Source organism: Planotetraspora kaengkrachanensis (genome assembly GCF_016862895.1).
In the GTDB taxonomy this organism is placed as follows: domain Bacteria; phylum Actinomycetota; class Actinomycetes; order Streptosporangiales; family Streptosporangiaceae; genus Planotetraspora; species Planotetraspora kaengkrachanensis.
This window is the reverse complement of sequence record NZ_BONV01000049.1, coordinates 1-12,701: the sequence shown is the minus strand read 5'-3', so window position 1 is coordinate 12,701 and position 12,701 is coordinate 1. Positions and strand designations below refer to the sequence as shown.

The window sequence follows — 12,701 nt, the reverse complement described above, 5'->3', positions numbered from 1 at the left end:
GTCTGCGACGTGCAGCGATTCCATCTGCCAAGGAGATCACCATGGACTTCGTCTCGATCCGCATCATTACCAGCGACGTTGCACGTCTCGTCGAGTTCTACGAGCGAGCCACAGGCGTGCAGGCGATGTGGGCCACCGAGGATTTCGCCGAACTCAAGACCCCCAACGCCACCCTCGCGATCGCTGGTACCCGCACCATCCCGCTGTTCGCCCCGGGCTCTGCCCGTCCAGCGGACAACCAGAGCGTGATCACTGAGTTCCTCGTCGACGACGTGGACCGCATTCACCAGAACCTGACCGGCTTCGTCACCGACTTCGTCACCGAGCCCACCACGATGCCCTGGGGCAACCGGTCGCTGCTGTTCCGTGACCCCGACGGCAACCTCGTCAACTTCTTCACCCCCGTCACCCCGGCAGCCATCGAAAAGTTCGCACGTTGACGCCACGCACAGCTGCTCACGCGGGAGCCCTGAGATCCCAGGGCTCCCGATGAACGCGTCCGGCAAGTCCAGGAGAGCCGACAGCAGGGGGCACTCGACACCTTCCCTCAGCAGCTGACCATCGAGGACCTCGTGGAACCAATGTCCTGAGACACCACACCTAGGTCGCGGACCCGTGGAGGGAGGTCATGCGTCACACCTCACCGCTATCCACTCGAACGGGCGTTCTAATCGGTATGAAGAGCTGGGGCCGCAAGCTCATCCTTTGCGACTGCGGGGGTTTGGGACCCGCATGTCCAGGAAGGGGTTACAGGAATCCAAGGCCGTACCTGGAACGATACGTATCACTTGAACCGAAGCTCCAACTCGTTAGAGGAGGAGTCATGACCGAGCCCACACCGCGCGCTCGCAAGCCGAGGGTGGCGAGGAGCGGGAAGCGCGAGCCCGAGAAGCAGAAGGCCGGAGGACCGGTCGTGAAGCACGACGGTCAAAGGCGCGGCCTCACGCTGGACCTGCCGATGCTCCACTTCAATGTCCACCCGCCGAACCGTCAGCAGGTCGGAAATGTGGTCGGCACCGTGGCGGGCACCGTGGCGGGCACCACCCGGTGGGTTCTGCAACCGGATCACCTCGTTTACTGCGGCGCTCTCGGTGCTCTGGCCGCGTTCGAGGTGATCGAATGGCCGGTGGCGGCAGCCATGGGGGTCAGCCTGATCATTGCTGAGCGTAGCCGTACGCAGTGGGGCAAGGCACGGGAGCGCCGGCCTTCCTCATTAAGGCGAGGTGCGGAGCCGGTGACCGCGTGATGTGACCCCGTACCGACACCTGTCGCCGCCGAGTGAGTGTCAAACTGGGTGACTTCCGGGGATGCCTAGCCTCGCTCTTCGGTGCACGTTTGCGCCATCATCGCCAAGGTCGCAAGTGTCAGAACCATGGATGCGGGACCTCGTCCAAGGTGGTGACGAGGAGCGCCCTGTCTCACCACGCTGCTCCCTGTGGGTATTTGATCACTTCGATGTTCCGATCAGCTCGGCCAGGCCGAACCCATGACGCGCTCGACCATGCTGACGTGACGGAAACCGGGAATGAAGTGCACCAATACGTCCGCGCTTATGGTGCCGTAGGTGGTGTCCGGGCGGTCTCTGGTTCCCTCGAGAAGGGCTTGCAGGAACCCGTTCTTGAAGTCGCCGTGCGGATGAACAGCGGTGATCTCGTCCACCAGGCCACGATCCAGCTTGTCCAAGCCCACGCCCTGCACGTCGGTCAGCACGCCGTGGTGCGTGGCGGCGATCTCCGGGCCCATCCGGCTGGGAATCCCCGGCGTGCTGTGCAGCGCGATCGCCTCCCAGACCACGTCGGCGGCCGTGGCCGGAAAACCGCGGTCGAGCAGGAACTTGCGTGCGTGGTCGGCGCCATCGAGTTCGAAGCGCTGCTCCACGTCGGAGAAGGGCGTCAGCAGGCCGAGGTCGTGGAAAATGGCGGACAGGTAGAGCAGCTCCGGGTCCGGCCGCAGACCGACCTCGCGAGCGTGAAGCGCGGCGAAGAAGAAGACGCGCCGGGAGTGATGGAAGATGAGGGGGCTGGTCATCTCCCGGATGTGGCGGGTGGCCTCGGCGACCGCCGCCGTCTCGGGAACCTCCACCCCTGCGATGATTTCGGTCATGAGTTCGCCCGCCTGTTCTCCGAGCCCTGATAGGCCTCAGGTCGTGGATTCGACTCGGATGGGGTGGGCCAGCACCGGGTGGTAGCAGTAGCCCAGGTCATTCCATGGGACGGTGTCAGGCTGGGTATGGCCCTGGTCGTCGGTGGCGCGTACCCGGATGGTGTGATCGCCGGGTTCGGGATCCCAACTGAACTGCCAGCGTACCCACGCGCCCGGTATCTTCGGCGGAGCCAGGGACGCCTCCTGCCAGGAACCCTCGTCGATGCGGTATTCGACCGCCGTGACCTGATTCTCTCCCGCGAACGCACGCCCCCGGATGACTTGCGGTACCGGCCGCAGCCGTGCCGGCCAGGACAGTTCCACCAGGCTCGCCACCGGTATGCCGGTGATCGGCATACCGAGTGAGGGCGCCTGCGGAGGGTAGTCCGGACCGATCAGTACGTAGTCTTCGGTGTTCCACGGAACGTACAGCGGATGTTCGGAGACTTCGATCCGGCCCACCCACTTGATGCTGGCGGCACCGAGCCATCCGGACACCACGACCCGAGCCGGGTACCCATGATCGAGCGGCAGCGTCTCGCCGTTCATGGCCAGCGCGAGCAGGGTGTCGTCGGCAAGCGCCTTGGTCAGCGGCATGGGCCGGCGGGCCTGGATCTCGTCGAGCGCTTCCGGCATGACCTCGCGGGCTCTTGGGGTGATCCCCGCCGGTTCGAGCAGGTCGCGCAACCGGATGCCGGTCCATTCGGCAGTGCTGATCGCGCCGCGGCCCCACTGGGTTCCCTCGAACTTGCGTCCGTACTCCTCGCCGAACAGCACACGGCGGTTACCGGCGCACTCGATCGTTCGGACCATTGAGATAAGCGGAAAGTGATCCCACAAATCGGCGTAGGTGTAGGTGATCGGCTCGCGTACCCCACTTCCTTCGATCCGGAGCGACCAGCTCGCCGCGTCCAGATGGGGGGTCGGTGCGTGGCTGCGAAGGAAGAAGCGGTCGATCGGGGTGATGTAGCCAGGCGTGCGGTCCGGCCGAATCCCGTAGTCCAGACCGGTCCCGGCGTCCTCCATGAGCTCGGGGGGAGTCGGCTTGACGACTTTTCGTTCTCTGACCCCGTCCGGTGAGGGATGATCAGGCTCGCTTCCGCGTAGGGGACCACTCAAGGTGCATCGCCTCCCACGACTGGCTTGAGCCTCTTCCCGAGGCCCCCACCTGGCATGACCTCTTGTATCATCGTGCCCTAGCGGATTACGGCTTGCCCTGAACGGGTCGCAAAGAGGGCCCAATCGGTCGGACGGGGAGTGCCTAACCGGTGAACGAGTCGTCCATCTCAGCCGGCGATCTCCGGGTTCGCGAGCACTTGGCCAACGAGCGCACTTACCTCGCCTGGATGCGGACGTGCTTGGCCATGATGGCCTTCGGTCTGGGAGCGGCGAAGTTCGGCTCACACAACGAGGTCTACGCATTTGCCGCAGGCGGTGTGCTCGTATGCGCGGCAATCGCTGGCTTTGGCTACGCCACCATCCGCTACCGTGCGTTGAATCAGGAAATCACGCGGGGCCGCGTCATCATCGGAGCCAGCACTCACGGGCCAGTCGCTGCAGCCATGGTCCTCGTGCTCGCAGCCTTCATCGCACTGGTACTGCTCGTTCGCTGATACATCATCCAGCACTGTCTGCGACGGTCCGTTTCGACGGCGTGGATGACGGCAACGCTGACGGCAACGTCCACCAACGCAGCCACACGTTGGGCACCGTCGGCACCCCTCCACTCACAACTCCGGCGGGTGAGCAGGGCGAACGCTACGCCAGAAAGGCGGACGGTCGGGGCGCTAACGACGTTGCGGCTTTCCGTCTCGATCAGGCGACCGAAACGGTCAATGTGGCGCTGCTTGATCAGCGCCGGGAGCGTGAGCGGGTTCGGGCGAGAGCGTCGAGGGCGGTGTCGTCGGCGTCGGGGAGGGTGTGAAGGTATTTCTCTGTCGTGGAGATGCTGCCGTGGCCGAGGCGTTCTTTGAGGACTTGGAGGTCGGCGCCGCCAGCCAGCAGCCAGGAGGCGTGTGCGTGGCGAAGATCGTGCATTTTGACCTTGAATTCCAGGCCTGAGGCGGGGCGCGCACCCAGGCAGGGCGACGGTCACCCGCTGGTCGATGCCGATCCGCCCTCCGGGCCGAGGAACCGCTGCTGCCCCATGACGAACTGGCGCCCCCGCCTGCCGGCGGTGGTCGGCAGGCAGCACAGGACGGCGTTGTAGACGGTGACGGCGTCGACCCGCGGGACCCGGGCCGCCGCCTCAAACTCCTCACACGACGGCGGGCACCCCCGCTCGTCGACCGTGGGGGCGCACCGCAGCGGCGTCACCACCAACTCCGCCGCGGTCGTCGACACCTGCGGGCAGCCCCGCAGACCACGGACCGTCTGGTCTTTGGTCGGGAACGTCGACGACGGATACATGCGGGCCACCGACACGGTGAGCTGCCCGCCCGCGGCGTCGTTCGAGCACGGGTCGCTGCAGCCGTCCCACGCCACGGCGCCGGCGACGACGCAGGACCTGTATGGACACCCCGGCTGCCCCTCCACCTCCTCGGCGGTCACTTCGAGGGCGTGGCAGACGCACGCCAGCAACGACATGGTCAGGTCGTGCAGCGGGCAGCGGATTCAGGGCCATATCTGCACCCGCGGCCTCCGGAAGTCGGGGCTGTACACGCGGGACGGCGAATGCAGCCGATCCGGATCCACGGTCTGCAGCCACAGGTCGACGACGGGAAGCCCGGTCCGCCCCTCCGCGAAGATCGTCGTCGGGTCGGCCATCTCGACCCGCACCCGCTGGCGGATGACCTTCGTGACGTTGCCGGGCAGGCGGCAGGTGTCGCAGCCCTTCGTCCCGGGCGGCAGGCACGCCAGCACCAGCTGGCACGTCAGCTCACTTACGGCGGCCAGGGCGGCTTCGTCCAGGGGCAGGCCGTACCGGTAGGTGGCGGCGAACGTGCCCGGCTGCCCGACCGGTGCGGCCACGTCCTGGCACGTCGGCCAGCACTCCCCATCGGTCCGCACAAGCGTGCCGGGACGTCGACCCGGTACGCCTCCGGCACCAGCGCCGTCCCGTCCACGGTGACCTCGACGATGTCGTGCACCGGCCCGGGCAGGTAGACCTGCACAGCTCGCCGCACGAGCGTCCGACAGGCACCCGCAGATCGAGGCGTTGCGCCACGCCCCGTCGGCGCCGATGTGCGGGACCCACGGCCCCGCGCTGCCCGAGTTGACGTAGTTGAGCGGCGCCGAGTCCAGGCAGGCCCGCCGGCATGGCCGGACGGTGATCGGGCACGAGGGCCCCGGCGCCGCCCGGACAGCGCCCACAGCACCTGGGTGGCGACCTTCCGCCAGCGTTCGATGACGGCGGGGTCGAGGTCGTCGGCCAGGGTGCAACAGAGGTCGACCGGCCACGGCTCACACGGGGAGACCTGCAACGACATCACGGCCTCCCGTTCTTCTCGTACCGGCAGGGGCGGGGGAAGCGGCGGCGGATGAACGTCCCGACCTGCCCCTTGGCGAACGAGTCCGGCATGGTCGACAGGAACACCGACGTGCGCGGGAACCTGGGCCCCCGGTTCAGGACCTCCCCGAGCGCGTACACCAGGTCGGGGGTATGGGAGGTGCGGCCGGTCGCGGGTGCACCAGCGCGGTCAGAAACGCCAGCGCGGAGCGCGAACATTTTGCAGCCACCCCTGCCTGGCGTGCTGCTGTACAACAGCGGTATGAAGCGTTCTCTCGTCCTGGTTTTGGCCGCTGCGCTGTTAACCCCTGGTTGCGCCGACGGCGGCTGTGATCTGTCCAAGCCCTCCCCGGAGCCATCGGCGATCGCAGGGAAGGAACGGCCCATCAAGATTCAGCCCGGTCGATTTGCCGGGCTGTCTGGGGATGAGATCAATGCGGCCGTGCCGGTCCCTGGTGGCCATCCCTCCTACACCGAACAGGTGCTTGTCGGCCTGCGTCACAAGACGCTGGCCATGGCGGGCGCTATAGGCGAGACCGATGCCGGCCGGTGCGACGAAGACGTCGTCGGGCGCGTCGGGTTCACCACCCGCTGCACCGTGACCTACGAGGGGGTCGAGGTCCCGTGGGTTGTGGAGATCACGGGCACCGAACAGGCGGTAATGCCCGGCGGCCTGGATTACACGTACACCTCGCAGCCGCTGGCAAGCGTGCATACGGCCCGTTCGGTCTACGAGGGGTTCGCCTTCCAGTTGGCGGGAATGCGGGACAAGTATGAGGGGCGATGCGACCAGATCCCGGCCCTCTTCACTGCCAAGCCCGGCCAGGACACTGAGTACCGTTGCCAGCTGATCAATGCGTTTTGCGAGAACGACGGTTACGGGTTCGAATGGGTCGACAGGCGCGTCCACATCGACGAAAAGGGTGGCGTGACCTTCGCGGGTGTGTGAGTGGCCCGTTTGTTGTTAGAACATGCGTTCGAGCGGGTACGGGTCGGGCATGGCGCACGACCTCCCCCCGCAGGTACGCGATCTGGCCCGGGAAGCTCTGTCGTCCTCGTCGTTCATCTTGCATGGATAGCGACGACGAGGAGGCCCGAGATCCTGCTGAAGCGGGCCGATGACAACGACGTGCTCAACAGCTGGGAGCTGGCGGCGGACAACGCCAACGGCCTCGGAGCTGCGTGGGAGCTGACGGACCTCAGGCGGGCGGTCAAGGTTGGATCGCGTCGATGGGATTCGATCGACTTCCGGGGCGGGGTGGCTGGTAGGGGATGTGCGGGAAGGCCTGTCCTGTTGACAGCCGTTCGATGAGGGTTCGTACGGCCGCGTTCCCACCGTTCGTGCTCGCCCAGCGACTCACCTGGCAGGCGGCTTCGGCGTACAGCCGGGGATCCCCTGACGCCGCGCGCAGCCAGTCCTCGATCGTGGCCGGGAGGGGGCGGTGGGAGTCGGCCAGGCAGCGGTCGCCGGTCGGCGCGAGGTAGCGGGGATCTTCGCTGACCAGGACGGCCAGACCTTCGTCGAACCACTGCGGGACGTCGGCACCGTCGAGGCGGGCGTGCAGTTCCACGTGGGTCAGTTCGTGCGCGGCGATCACGGGATCGGCACCGCGCGGCGACAGCATCACCGCTCGGTCCAGTACGGCGACGCCGCGTTCGTGGCCTCCGCCGATCCTGCGGTAGCAGTTTTCGGACAGGCACACGAGGATGTCCGGAGAGCTTTCCCGTCCTCCAAAGAAGGTGCGTATCCGCTGGTCGGCCTGCGCGACCGTCGCGATCACGTGCCGGCGTCGCGCTGGTGACAGGCCCGGTTCGGCGTACAGGCCGGGCTGCAGCCGCTGCAGGCCGTAGCAGCCAGGGCAGGTGGTGGCCGCGATGGACGGGAAGGCGATCGCTGTCAGCACCGCGGCGGCGGTGAGGAGGATCGCGGCGACGGCGACCGCGATCCACCGGCGTCTCCCTTGCCGTCGGATCAAGGGCACGTGTTCCTCCCAGGTGGTAGTCGGCGGTCGGATGACACGGGGCTGCCATCGGGCCGGAGAACGGTTGGCGGCTAGCTTTCTGCGCGTACGAAAACTGTCCAAGCGGCGGCGACCGACGCGGCCGCCCAGGCAGCCAACACGAGTAACCCGGCGCGCGGGCCCAGTGCTGTGGCAGGATCGACGGGTAGCTTGAGCAGGCTCAAGGCTGCCTCGTGCGGCAGGAACCGCACCACCTGCGGCAGGATGCTCCGCAAGGCCGGTGAGATGAGAAACGGTGCGATGAAGAGCACGGCTAGGGGAGTGATGGCCGACTTCGCGATGACCGCGAAACCATGGCCGATGAGGCTGAGCAGGAGATAAGCGGCTATGAGCGCCAGGAAACCCACGAAGGCTCCCCGCTCCCAGGCGTGAACCGCCGCGGAGTGCTGCAGGACGTAGCCCGGCAGGACGGCTGGTATCGACGCGACAAGGCTGAGCGTGGCGCTGACGGTGAGTTTGGCGGCGAACAGGCGGTTGCGGTCGGGGGCGGCGGCGAGGCTGACGCGCAGTTGACCGCCGCGGTACTCGCTTCCGGCCGCGAAGACCGCGATCGAGACGAACGCGTAGGCCGGTGCGAGCAGGAGGGTGCCGAGCCGGGCGACGGGGATGGGACCGCCTGGCCCGGCGATACGGACGGCATCGGTGGCCGCGATGATTCCGAGCAGGGTGCCGGCGCCGGACGCGACGGCCATGGCGAACCAGGCGGCGGGGAGAGTGATGATCTTTATGCGTTCGGCGGCCAGGATGTCGCCGAATCGGACGGCCGCCACCGGCCGGGGCTTGCGAGTGGGTGCCGGAGCGCTCATCGCACGTCCCTCTTGCCGAGCGTGATCTCCGCGGCGACGGCGGTCGCGACGGCCCATCCGACAAGGACGAGCAGGCCGTGTTCCCGGCCGGCCGTAAGTTCGTTTAGTCCGGGATCGAGTATGAGGTTCCTGGCCGCGCTGAGCGGGAACAGCGCGTCCAGATCCGGCGCGGACCCGGCCAGGACCTGCGTCATCGTGACGGCGATCAGTGCCACGGTGACGATGATGCCGGTCAGGGTGTGACGCGCGACCGTCGTGATGGCGGACCCGGTGAGGCAGAACAGGACCGCGAAGGCGATGAACCGGATATGCACGAGGAGGGCCTCGCCGCTGACGAGCAGTCCGGGGTTCCAGCCTTTGACGGCGACGTACATGAACGCGGTGCTGATCCCCGCGATGAGGATCGCGACGACGAGCACGTACAGCGCCGTGGCGAGCAGCTTCGCGGTCAGCAGGCGAACGGTGCGCGGCATGGCGAGCACGGTCACGCCGAGCTGTCGCGAGCGGAACTCCTGACCCGCGATCACGGCGGCGAGCACGGGCAGAAACAGGCCCATCTGCAGCGAACCTCCGGCCAGGAGACCGAGGATCGCCTCATTCGCCGGCTGGGGCTCCCCGATGAAGACCTCGATGATGCCATCGGGGGTGATGTTCGCCACCGCATCGGCGAAGAGCCCGGTGGTCTGGAGCTGCACCAGCACGTGCAGGGCGAGGATGGCGCCGGTGACGATCAACGCCCCGGGCAGTGTGCGGATCTTGGTCAGTTCCGCCCGGGTCGCGTTCACCATCGCGGTCCGATCCGGTCGCCGGTGAGGGCGAAGAACGCGGTCTCCAGCGTGGCATGGCCGGCCGTGACCTCGGCCAGCGAGCCCTGGCTGACGACACGACCGCGGTTGATGATCACCACAGCATCGGCGGTGCCGGCCATTTCCGTCATGAGATGACTCGACAACAGCACAGTACGGCCTGCGGCCGCGTAATCCCGGAGAAAGGTACGGACCCAGCGGATGCCGTCCGGGTCCAGTCCGTTCACGGGTTCGTCAAGGATGAGGACCTCCGGCTCGCCGAGCAACGCCGCCGCGATCCCCAGCCGCTGCTTCATGCCGAGCGAGTACTTCTTCACCCGTCTCCTCGCCGCCTCTCCCAGGCCGACGAGGTCGAGTACCTCCCGCACCCGTCCGCGGGAGATACGGTTCGACTGAGCGATCCACGACAGGTGATCGATCGCGCGGCGCTCGGGCACCGGCCCCGCGCCGTCGAGCAAGGCGCCGACCGTGCGCAGCGGATGCCGCAAGTCTCGGTAGCGCTTCCCGCCGATCAGCGCCTGCCCGCTGGTGGCAGCGTCCAGGCCGAGCAGGATGCGCAGCGTGCTGGACTTACCGGCCCCGTTCGGGCCGAGGAACCCCGTGACGTGCCCGGGTTCCGCGGTGAACGTGATGTCGTCGACCGCCCTGTTGTTCCGATAGTGCTTACTGAGCCCTTTGATCTCGATCACCAGGCACCCTGTCCGTCTCGCTGAAGATTTCCTCCAGCCTGCGGTGCCGAGGCGCCGGGCCGCGTCCCCCGAAAGTGGACACCTCAGCGGGACTCGTACAGCAGTCCTGCTTCATGGGCGAGGACGGCCAGTTGGGTGCGGTCGTTCACGTCGAGCTTGGCGAACGTGCGCTTGAGATAGGTGCGTACGGTCTCCAGGCTCAGGAAGAGTTCGTCGGCGATCTCTTGGTTCGAATGCCCACGCGCGACCAGCCGGATCACCTGCACCTCCCGCTCGGAGAGCCGTACGTCCGCGAACGCGTGCCGATGCCGCGATCGCCTCGGGGCGAACTGGCGCATCAACCTCGCGGTGACCTCGGGCGCGAGCATGGCATTGCCGACGTGGACCGCGCGAACCGCGTGGAGCACCTCCTGCGGCGACGCGTTCTTCAGCAGGAACCCCGAAGCGCCCAAGGTCAGGGCCTCGTGAACGTACTCGTCGAGGTCGAAAGTGGTCAGCACGATCACCCGGGTGTCCGTCGCCTCCCCGAGGACGCGACGGGCCACCTCCAGCCCGCTGCCGCCCGGCATCTGCACATCGAGCAAGGCCACGTCGGGCTCCAGCGCGCGGATCAGCCGCAGCGCCTCCTCGCCGTCACCCGCCTCCCCTGCGACGCGGAAACCCTCGGTGCGGTCGAACAGCTTCCGATACACGGCACGGAACCGGCCGTCATCGTCGGCCAGGAACACGCTGACAGGCGTCGTCATCCCGCACGTCCCAGCGGCAGGCGGGCCTCCACCTCGAAGCCTCGGCGGGGCATGTTCCGCCAGGCCACGGTGCCGCCGGCCAGCCGCGCCCGCTCCCGCATCCCCCTCAACCCGAACCCGGACACGCCCTCCTCCTCCGTCCCGGGGCCGTCGTCGCGCACACGCACGACGAGCATCTCGCCGTCCGGATGGAGTTCCACGGTGCAGGCGGCACCCGCCGCGTGCCGTACCACGTTGCTCAACGCCTCCTGAACGATTCGGAACGCCACCACTGCCACGGCCTCGTCCACCTGACTGGGCGCCGCGATCCGCGCATCGACGCGCACTCCCGCGGCACGCATGGCGCCGACCAGCGCGGGCAGCTGCGAGATGCCCGGCTCAAGCGCGGCTGTGTCCGCGCGGTCCGCCCGGAGCGAGCAGACAAGTGACTGTACGTCCTCCAACGCCGACCTCGCGTGCCCCTCGATGCCGGCGAGCGCGTCACGCAGCTCCTGCTCGCGGGCGTTCGACAGGCCCCGCGTCACCCCGGCCTCGGCGCTGATCAGCGCGAGCGCGTGCCCCACGACGTCATGCACGTCCCGGGCGACATCGAGTTGCACGCGGACGGCGTGCTCGGCCGCCCGGGCACGTTCGGTCTCCGCGACGGACTCGAGCTGCCTCCCAACGGCGACTCCCAGCAACCACGACCCGCTCAACGCGGCGGCCGCGATCACCAGACGCTGCCCGGAGCCGCCCAGGCTCCCTTGCGGGACGCCTGTCACGGCTGCCAGGACCGCGACGGTACCGGCGACGACGAGCATGAACCATCGAACCCGCGACGCGTGCGTCAGTGCTAGCGCGTACGAGCACCAGGCGGTGGCGAGCATCGGATCCTGGCACACCCCCAGCAGGCTCGCCGCCACGGTCGCGGCGCCGGCGGCCGGCGCCGCGAACACCGGTAACCGCCAGCGCAGCAGCACCGCCGCCGCCGTGACCGCGGCCAGGACCAGTCCGGCGGCCGAGCGCCACGTGCCGGCCACATCGGTGATCGGAGGAAGCCAGAACACCCCGACGTTCACCGACGCCGCCGCCGCATCCACGAGCAGCCGCCGTAGCCCCACCGCCGTGCCTCCCTCGCCGGAAGCTCGCCCCATCAACCCATCCCTTCCAGGGCGACCAGCACGTCAGCCGGCTCACGACAGGGCGTCGTAGTGGTGCTCGTCGAGTCGCGGCCGCAGGTTCTGATCACGGGTGGAAACCGGCGGCAGGCCATGACGCCTAGCAGCCACACCTGTGCTCCCGTCCGGTAACGCGTACCATCCTGGACAGACTAGCGAGCAGGCGTGTCCGGACGGCGAAGCAACCCAAGACCCAGCTGCATGCGGATCACGCGTGCTTCATGCTGATCTGCTTGAGCACGGGCTGCGGACCTGTCGCAGCAATCAGTGACCTCGTTCCCGGCCGAGGAAGCACGACAGGAGTCGCACGAAGTCGTGCGGATGCTCGAGCGCCGGCACGTGCCCGCATCGGCCGAGCACGTGCAGACGGACATCGGCCAGGTGTTCGAGCAGGGGCAGGGCTGCCGTCCCGAGCGGGGTGACTCGGTCCTCGGCGCCGTGGACGAGCAGCACGGGCGCGCGGACCCCTGCCAGCGTTTGCGCCGAGAGGGTGAGCTCGTCGGCCCAACGTGCCCTAGGCGGAGGGAACAACGATGCGAATGCGGCCGCCCCCGCTCGCATCGCAGCTGCACGGGCAGCGACGGCCGACTCGGTCACGAGCGCTTGGTCGAGGACGAGGCGACTCAACATGTCTCGTGCCCCGAGCGGGCCGGCGGGGGCGGCCCAGACCGCGTCGAGCTCGGCGGACAGCGGCGCCCCGGGGGCGCCCATCGTCGAGACCGCCACGACACGGGTGACCTGCTGGGGACGCGCGGCCGCCAACGCCAGCGCCACGGCACCGCCCATGGAGTGGCCCACCACGGCGTAGTGCTCGACACCGAGAGCATCCATCAGGCCCGCGGCCTGCTCCGTCCACAGCCGGAGCCCACCCCTGGAGCCCGCCGGG

Annotated in this window: 18 protein-coding genes; 5 read left to right on the top strand and 13 right to left on the bottom strand. The window is 68.1% G+C overall.

The features are described from left to right. The first annotated feature begins 41 nt into the window (after positions 1 to 41). A complete protein-coding gene (locus tag Pka01_RS36205) occupies positions 42 to 440 on the top strand; it encodes a VOC family protein (RefSeq protein WP_203887506.1) in 399 nt (132 codons plus the stop codon). A 383-nt stretch (positions 441 to 823) separates the two neighbouring features. Further along, positions 824 to 1,246, top strand: coding sequence for a hypothetical protein (locus Pka01_RS36200; protein ID WP_203887505.1), 423 nt, complete (start codon positions 824 to 826; stop codon positions 1,244 to 1,246). A 218-nt stretch (positions 1,247 to 1,464) separates the two neighbouring features. Here Pka01_RS36200 and Pka01_RS36195 read toward each other — a convergent pair whose 3' ends face one another. Together Pka01_RS36195 and Pka01_RS36190 are read right to left on the bottom strand one after the other, a co-directional pair. Further along, a complete protein-coding gene (locus Pka01_RS36195) occupies positions 1,465 to 2,103 on the bottom strand; it encodes an HD domain-containing protein (protein WP_203887504.1) in 639 nt (212 codons plus the stop codon). A gap of 36 nt (positions 2,104 to 2,139) precedes the next feature. Further along, the gene (locus Pka01_RS36190) at positions 2,140 to 3,168 is read right to left on the bottom strand and encodes a sulfite oxidase (RefSeq protein ID WP_203887503.1); all 1,029 of its coding nucleotides are present in this window, start codon (positions 3,166 to 3,168) and stop codon (positions 2,140 to 2,142) included. 242 nt (positions 3,169 to 3,410) lie between these two features. Here Pka01_RS36190 and Pka01_RS36185 point away from each other — a divergent pair, with 242 nt between their 5' ends. After that, on the top strand, positions 3,411 to 3,755 hold the full coding sequence (locus Pka01_RS36185; protein ID WP_203887502.1) for a YidH family protein: 345 nt from the start codon (positions 3,411 to 3,413) through the stop codon (positions 3,753 to 3,755). A gap of 238 nt (positions 3,756 to 3,993) precedes the next feature. Here Pka01_RS36185 and Pka01_RS36180 read toward each other — a convergent pair whose 3' ends face one another. The 4 genes from Pka01_RS36180 to Pka01_RS36165 all read right to left on the bottom strand — a co-directional run bounded on the left by Pka01_RS36180 (position 3,994) and on the right by Pka01_RS36165 (position 5,731). Further along, positions 3,994 to 4,146, bottom strand: coding sequence for a hypothetical protein (locus Pka01_RS36180; RefSeq protein ID WP_239115994.1), 153 nt, complete (start codon positions 4,144 to 4,146; stop codon positions 3,994 to 3,996). A gap of 87 nt (positions 4,147 to 4,233) precedes the next feature. Next, positions 4,234 to 4,728 carry a hypothetical protein gene (locus Pka01_RS36175; RefSeq protein ID WP_203887500.1) on the bottom strand — a complete coding sequence of 165 codons (495 nt, stop codon included), beginning with the start codon at positions 4,726 to 4,728 and terminating at the stop codon, positions 4,234 to 4,236. Between the two features lie 27 nt (positions 4,729 to 4,755). After that, positions 4,756 to 5,112 carry a hypothetical protein gene (locus Pka01_RS36170; RefSeq protein ID WP_203887499.1) on the bottom strand — a complete coding sequence of 119 codons (357 nt, stop codon included), beginning with the start codon at positions 5,110 to 5,112 and terminating at the stop codon, positions 4,756 to 4,758. A 457-nt stretch (positions 5,113 to 5,569) separates the two neighbouring features. Next, on the bottom strand, positions 5,570 to 5,731 hold the full coding sequence (locus Pka01_RS36165; RefSeq protein WP_203887498.1) for a hypothetical protein: 162 nt from the start codon (positions 5,729 to 5,731) through the stop codon (positions 5,570 to 5,572). Positions 5,732 to 5,831: 100 nt separating this feature from the next. On the opposite strand from Pka01_RS36165, the gene Pka01_RS36160 reads away from it, so the two are divergent. Together Pka01_RS36160 and Pka01_RS41685 are read left to right on the top strand one after the other, a co-directional pair. Continuing rightward, positions 5,832 to 6,539 carry a hypothetical protein gene (locus Pka01_RS36160; protein ID WP_203887497.1) on the top strand — a complete coding sequence of 236 codons (708 nt, stop codon included), beginning with the start codon at positions 5,832 to 5,834 and terminating at the stop codon, positions 6,537 to 6,539. Continuing rightward, the gene (locus Pka01_RS41685; protein WP_203887496.1) at positions 6,540 to 6,902 is read left to right on the top strand and encodes a polymorphic toxin type 27 domain-containing protein; all 363 of its coding nucleotides are present in this window, start codon (positions 6,540 to 6,542) and stop codon (positions 6,900 to 6,902) included. Here Pka01_RS41685 and Pka01_RS36150 read toward each other — a convergent pair. From Pka01_RS36150 to Pka01_RS36120, 7 genes are all read right to left on the bottom strand, one after another. Then, positions 6,802 to 7,572, bottom strand: coding sequence for a DUF4179 domain-containing protein (locus Pka01_RS36150; protein ID WP_203887495.1), 771 nt, complete (start codon positions 7,570 to 7,572; stop codon positions 6,802 to 6,804). The two genes, Pka01_RS41685 and Pka01_RS36150, sit on opposite strands and share 101 nt — an antisense overlap. Before the next feature lie 71 nt (positions 7,573 to 7,643). Next, the gene (locus Pka01_RS36145; protein WP_203887494.1) at positions 7,644 to 8,417 is read right to left on the bottom strand and encodes a hypothetical protein; all 774 of its coding nucleotides are present in this window, start codon (positions 8,415 to 8,417) and stop codon (positions 7,644 to 7,646) included. Then, positions 8,414 to 9,205, bottom strand: coding sequence for an ABC transporter permease (locus Pka01_RS36140; RefSeq protein WP_203887493.1), 792 nt, complete (start codon positions 9,203 to 9,205; stop codon positions 8,414 to 8,416). The genes Pka01_RS36145 and Pka01_RS36140 overlap by 4 nt, the downstream gene beginning before the upstream one ends. Continuing rightward, positions 9,199 to 9,912: an ABC transporter ATP-binding protein gene (locus tag Pka01_RS36135; protein ID WP_203887492.1), complete on the bottom strand. Its 714-nt coding sequence runs from the start codon at positions 9,910 to 9,912 to the stop codon at positions 9,199 to 9,201. Before Pka01_RS36135 ends, Pka01_RS36140 begins: the two co-directional genes overlap by 7 nt. Positions 9,913 to 9,995: 83 nt before the next feature. After that, the gene (locus tag Pka01_RS36130) at positions 9,996 to 10,658 is read right to left on the bottom strand and encodes a response regulator (protein ID WP_203887491.1); all 663 of its coding nucleotides are present in this window, start codon (positions 10,656 to 10,658) and stop codon (positions 9,996 to 9,998) included. Continuing rightward, positions 10,655 to 11,791: a sensor histidine kinase gene (locus tag Pka01_RS36125; protein ID WP_203887490.1), complete on the bottom strand. Its 1,137-nt coding sequence runs from the start codon at positions 11,789 to 11,791 to the stop codon at positions 10,655 to 10,657. Before Pka01_RS36125 ends, Pka01_RS36130 begins: the two co-directional genes overlap by 4 nt. A gap of 288 nt (positions 11,792 to 12,079) precedes the next feature. After that, on the bottom strand, positions 12,080 to 12,701 hold a 622-nt coding region (locus Pka01_RS36120; protein ID WP_203887489.1), incomplete at its 5' end, for an alpha/beta fold hydrolase.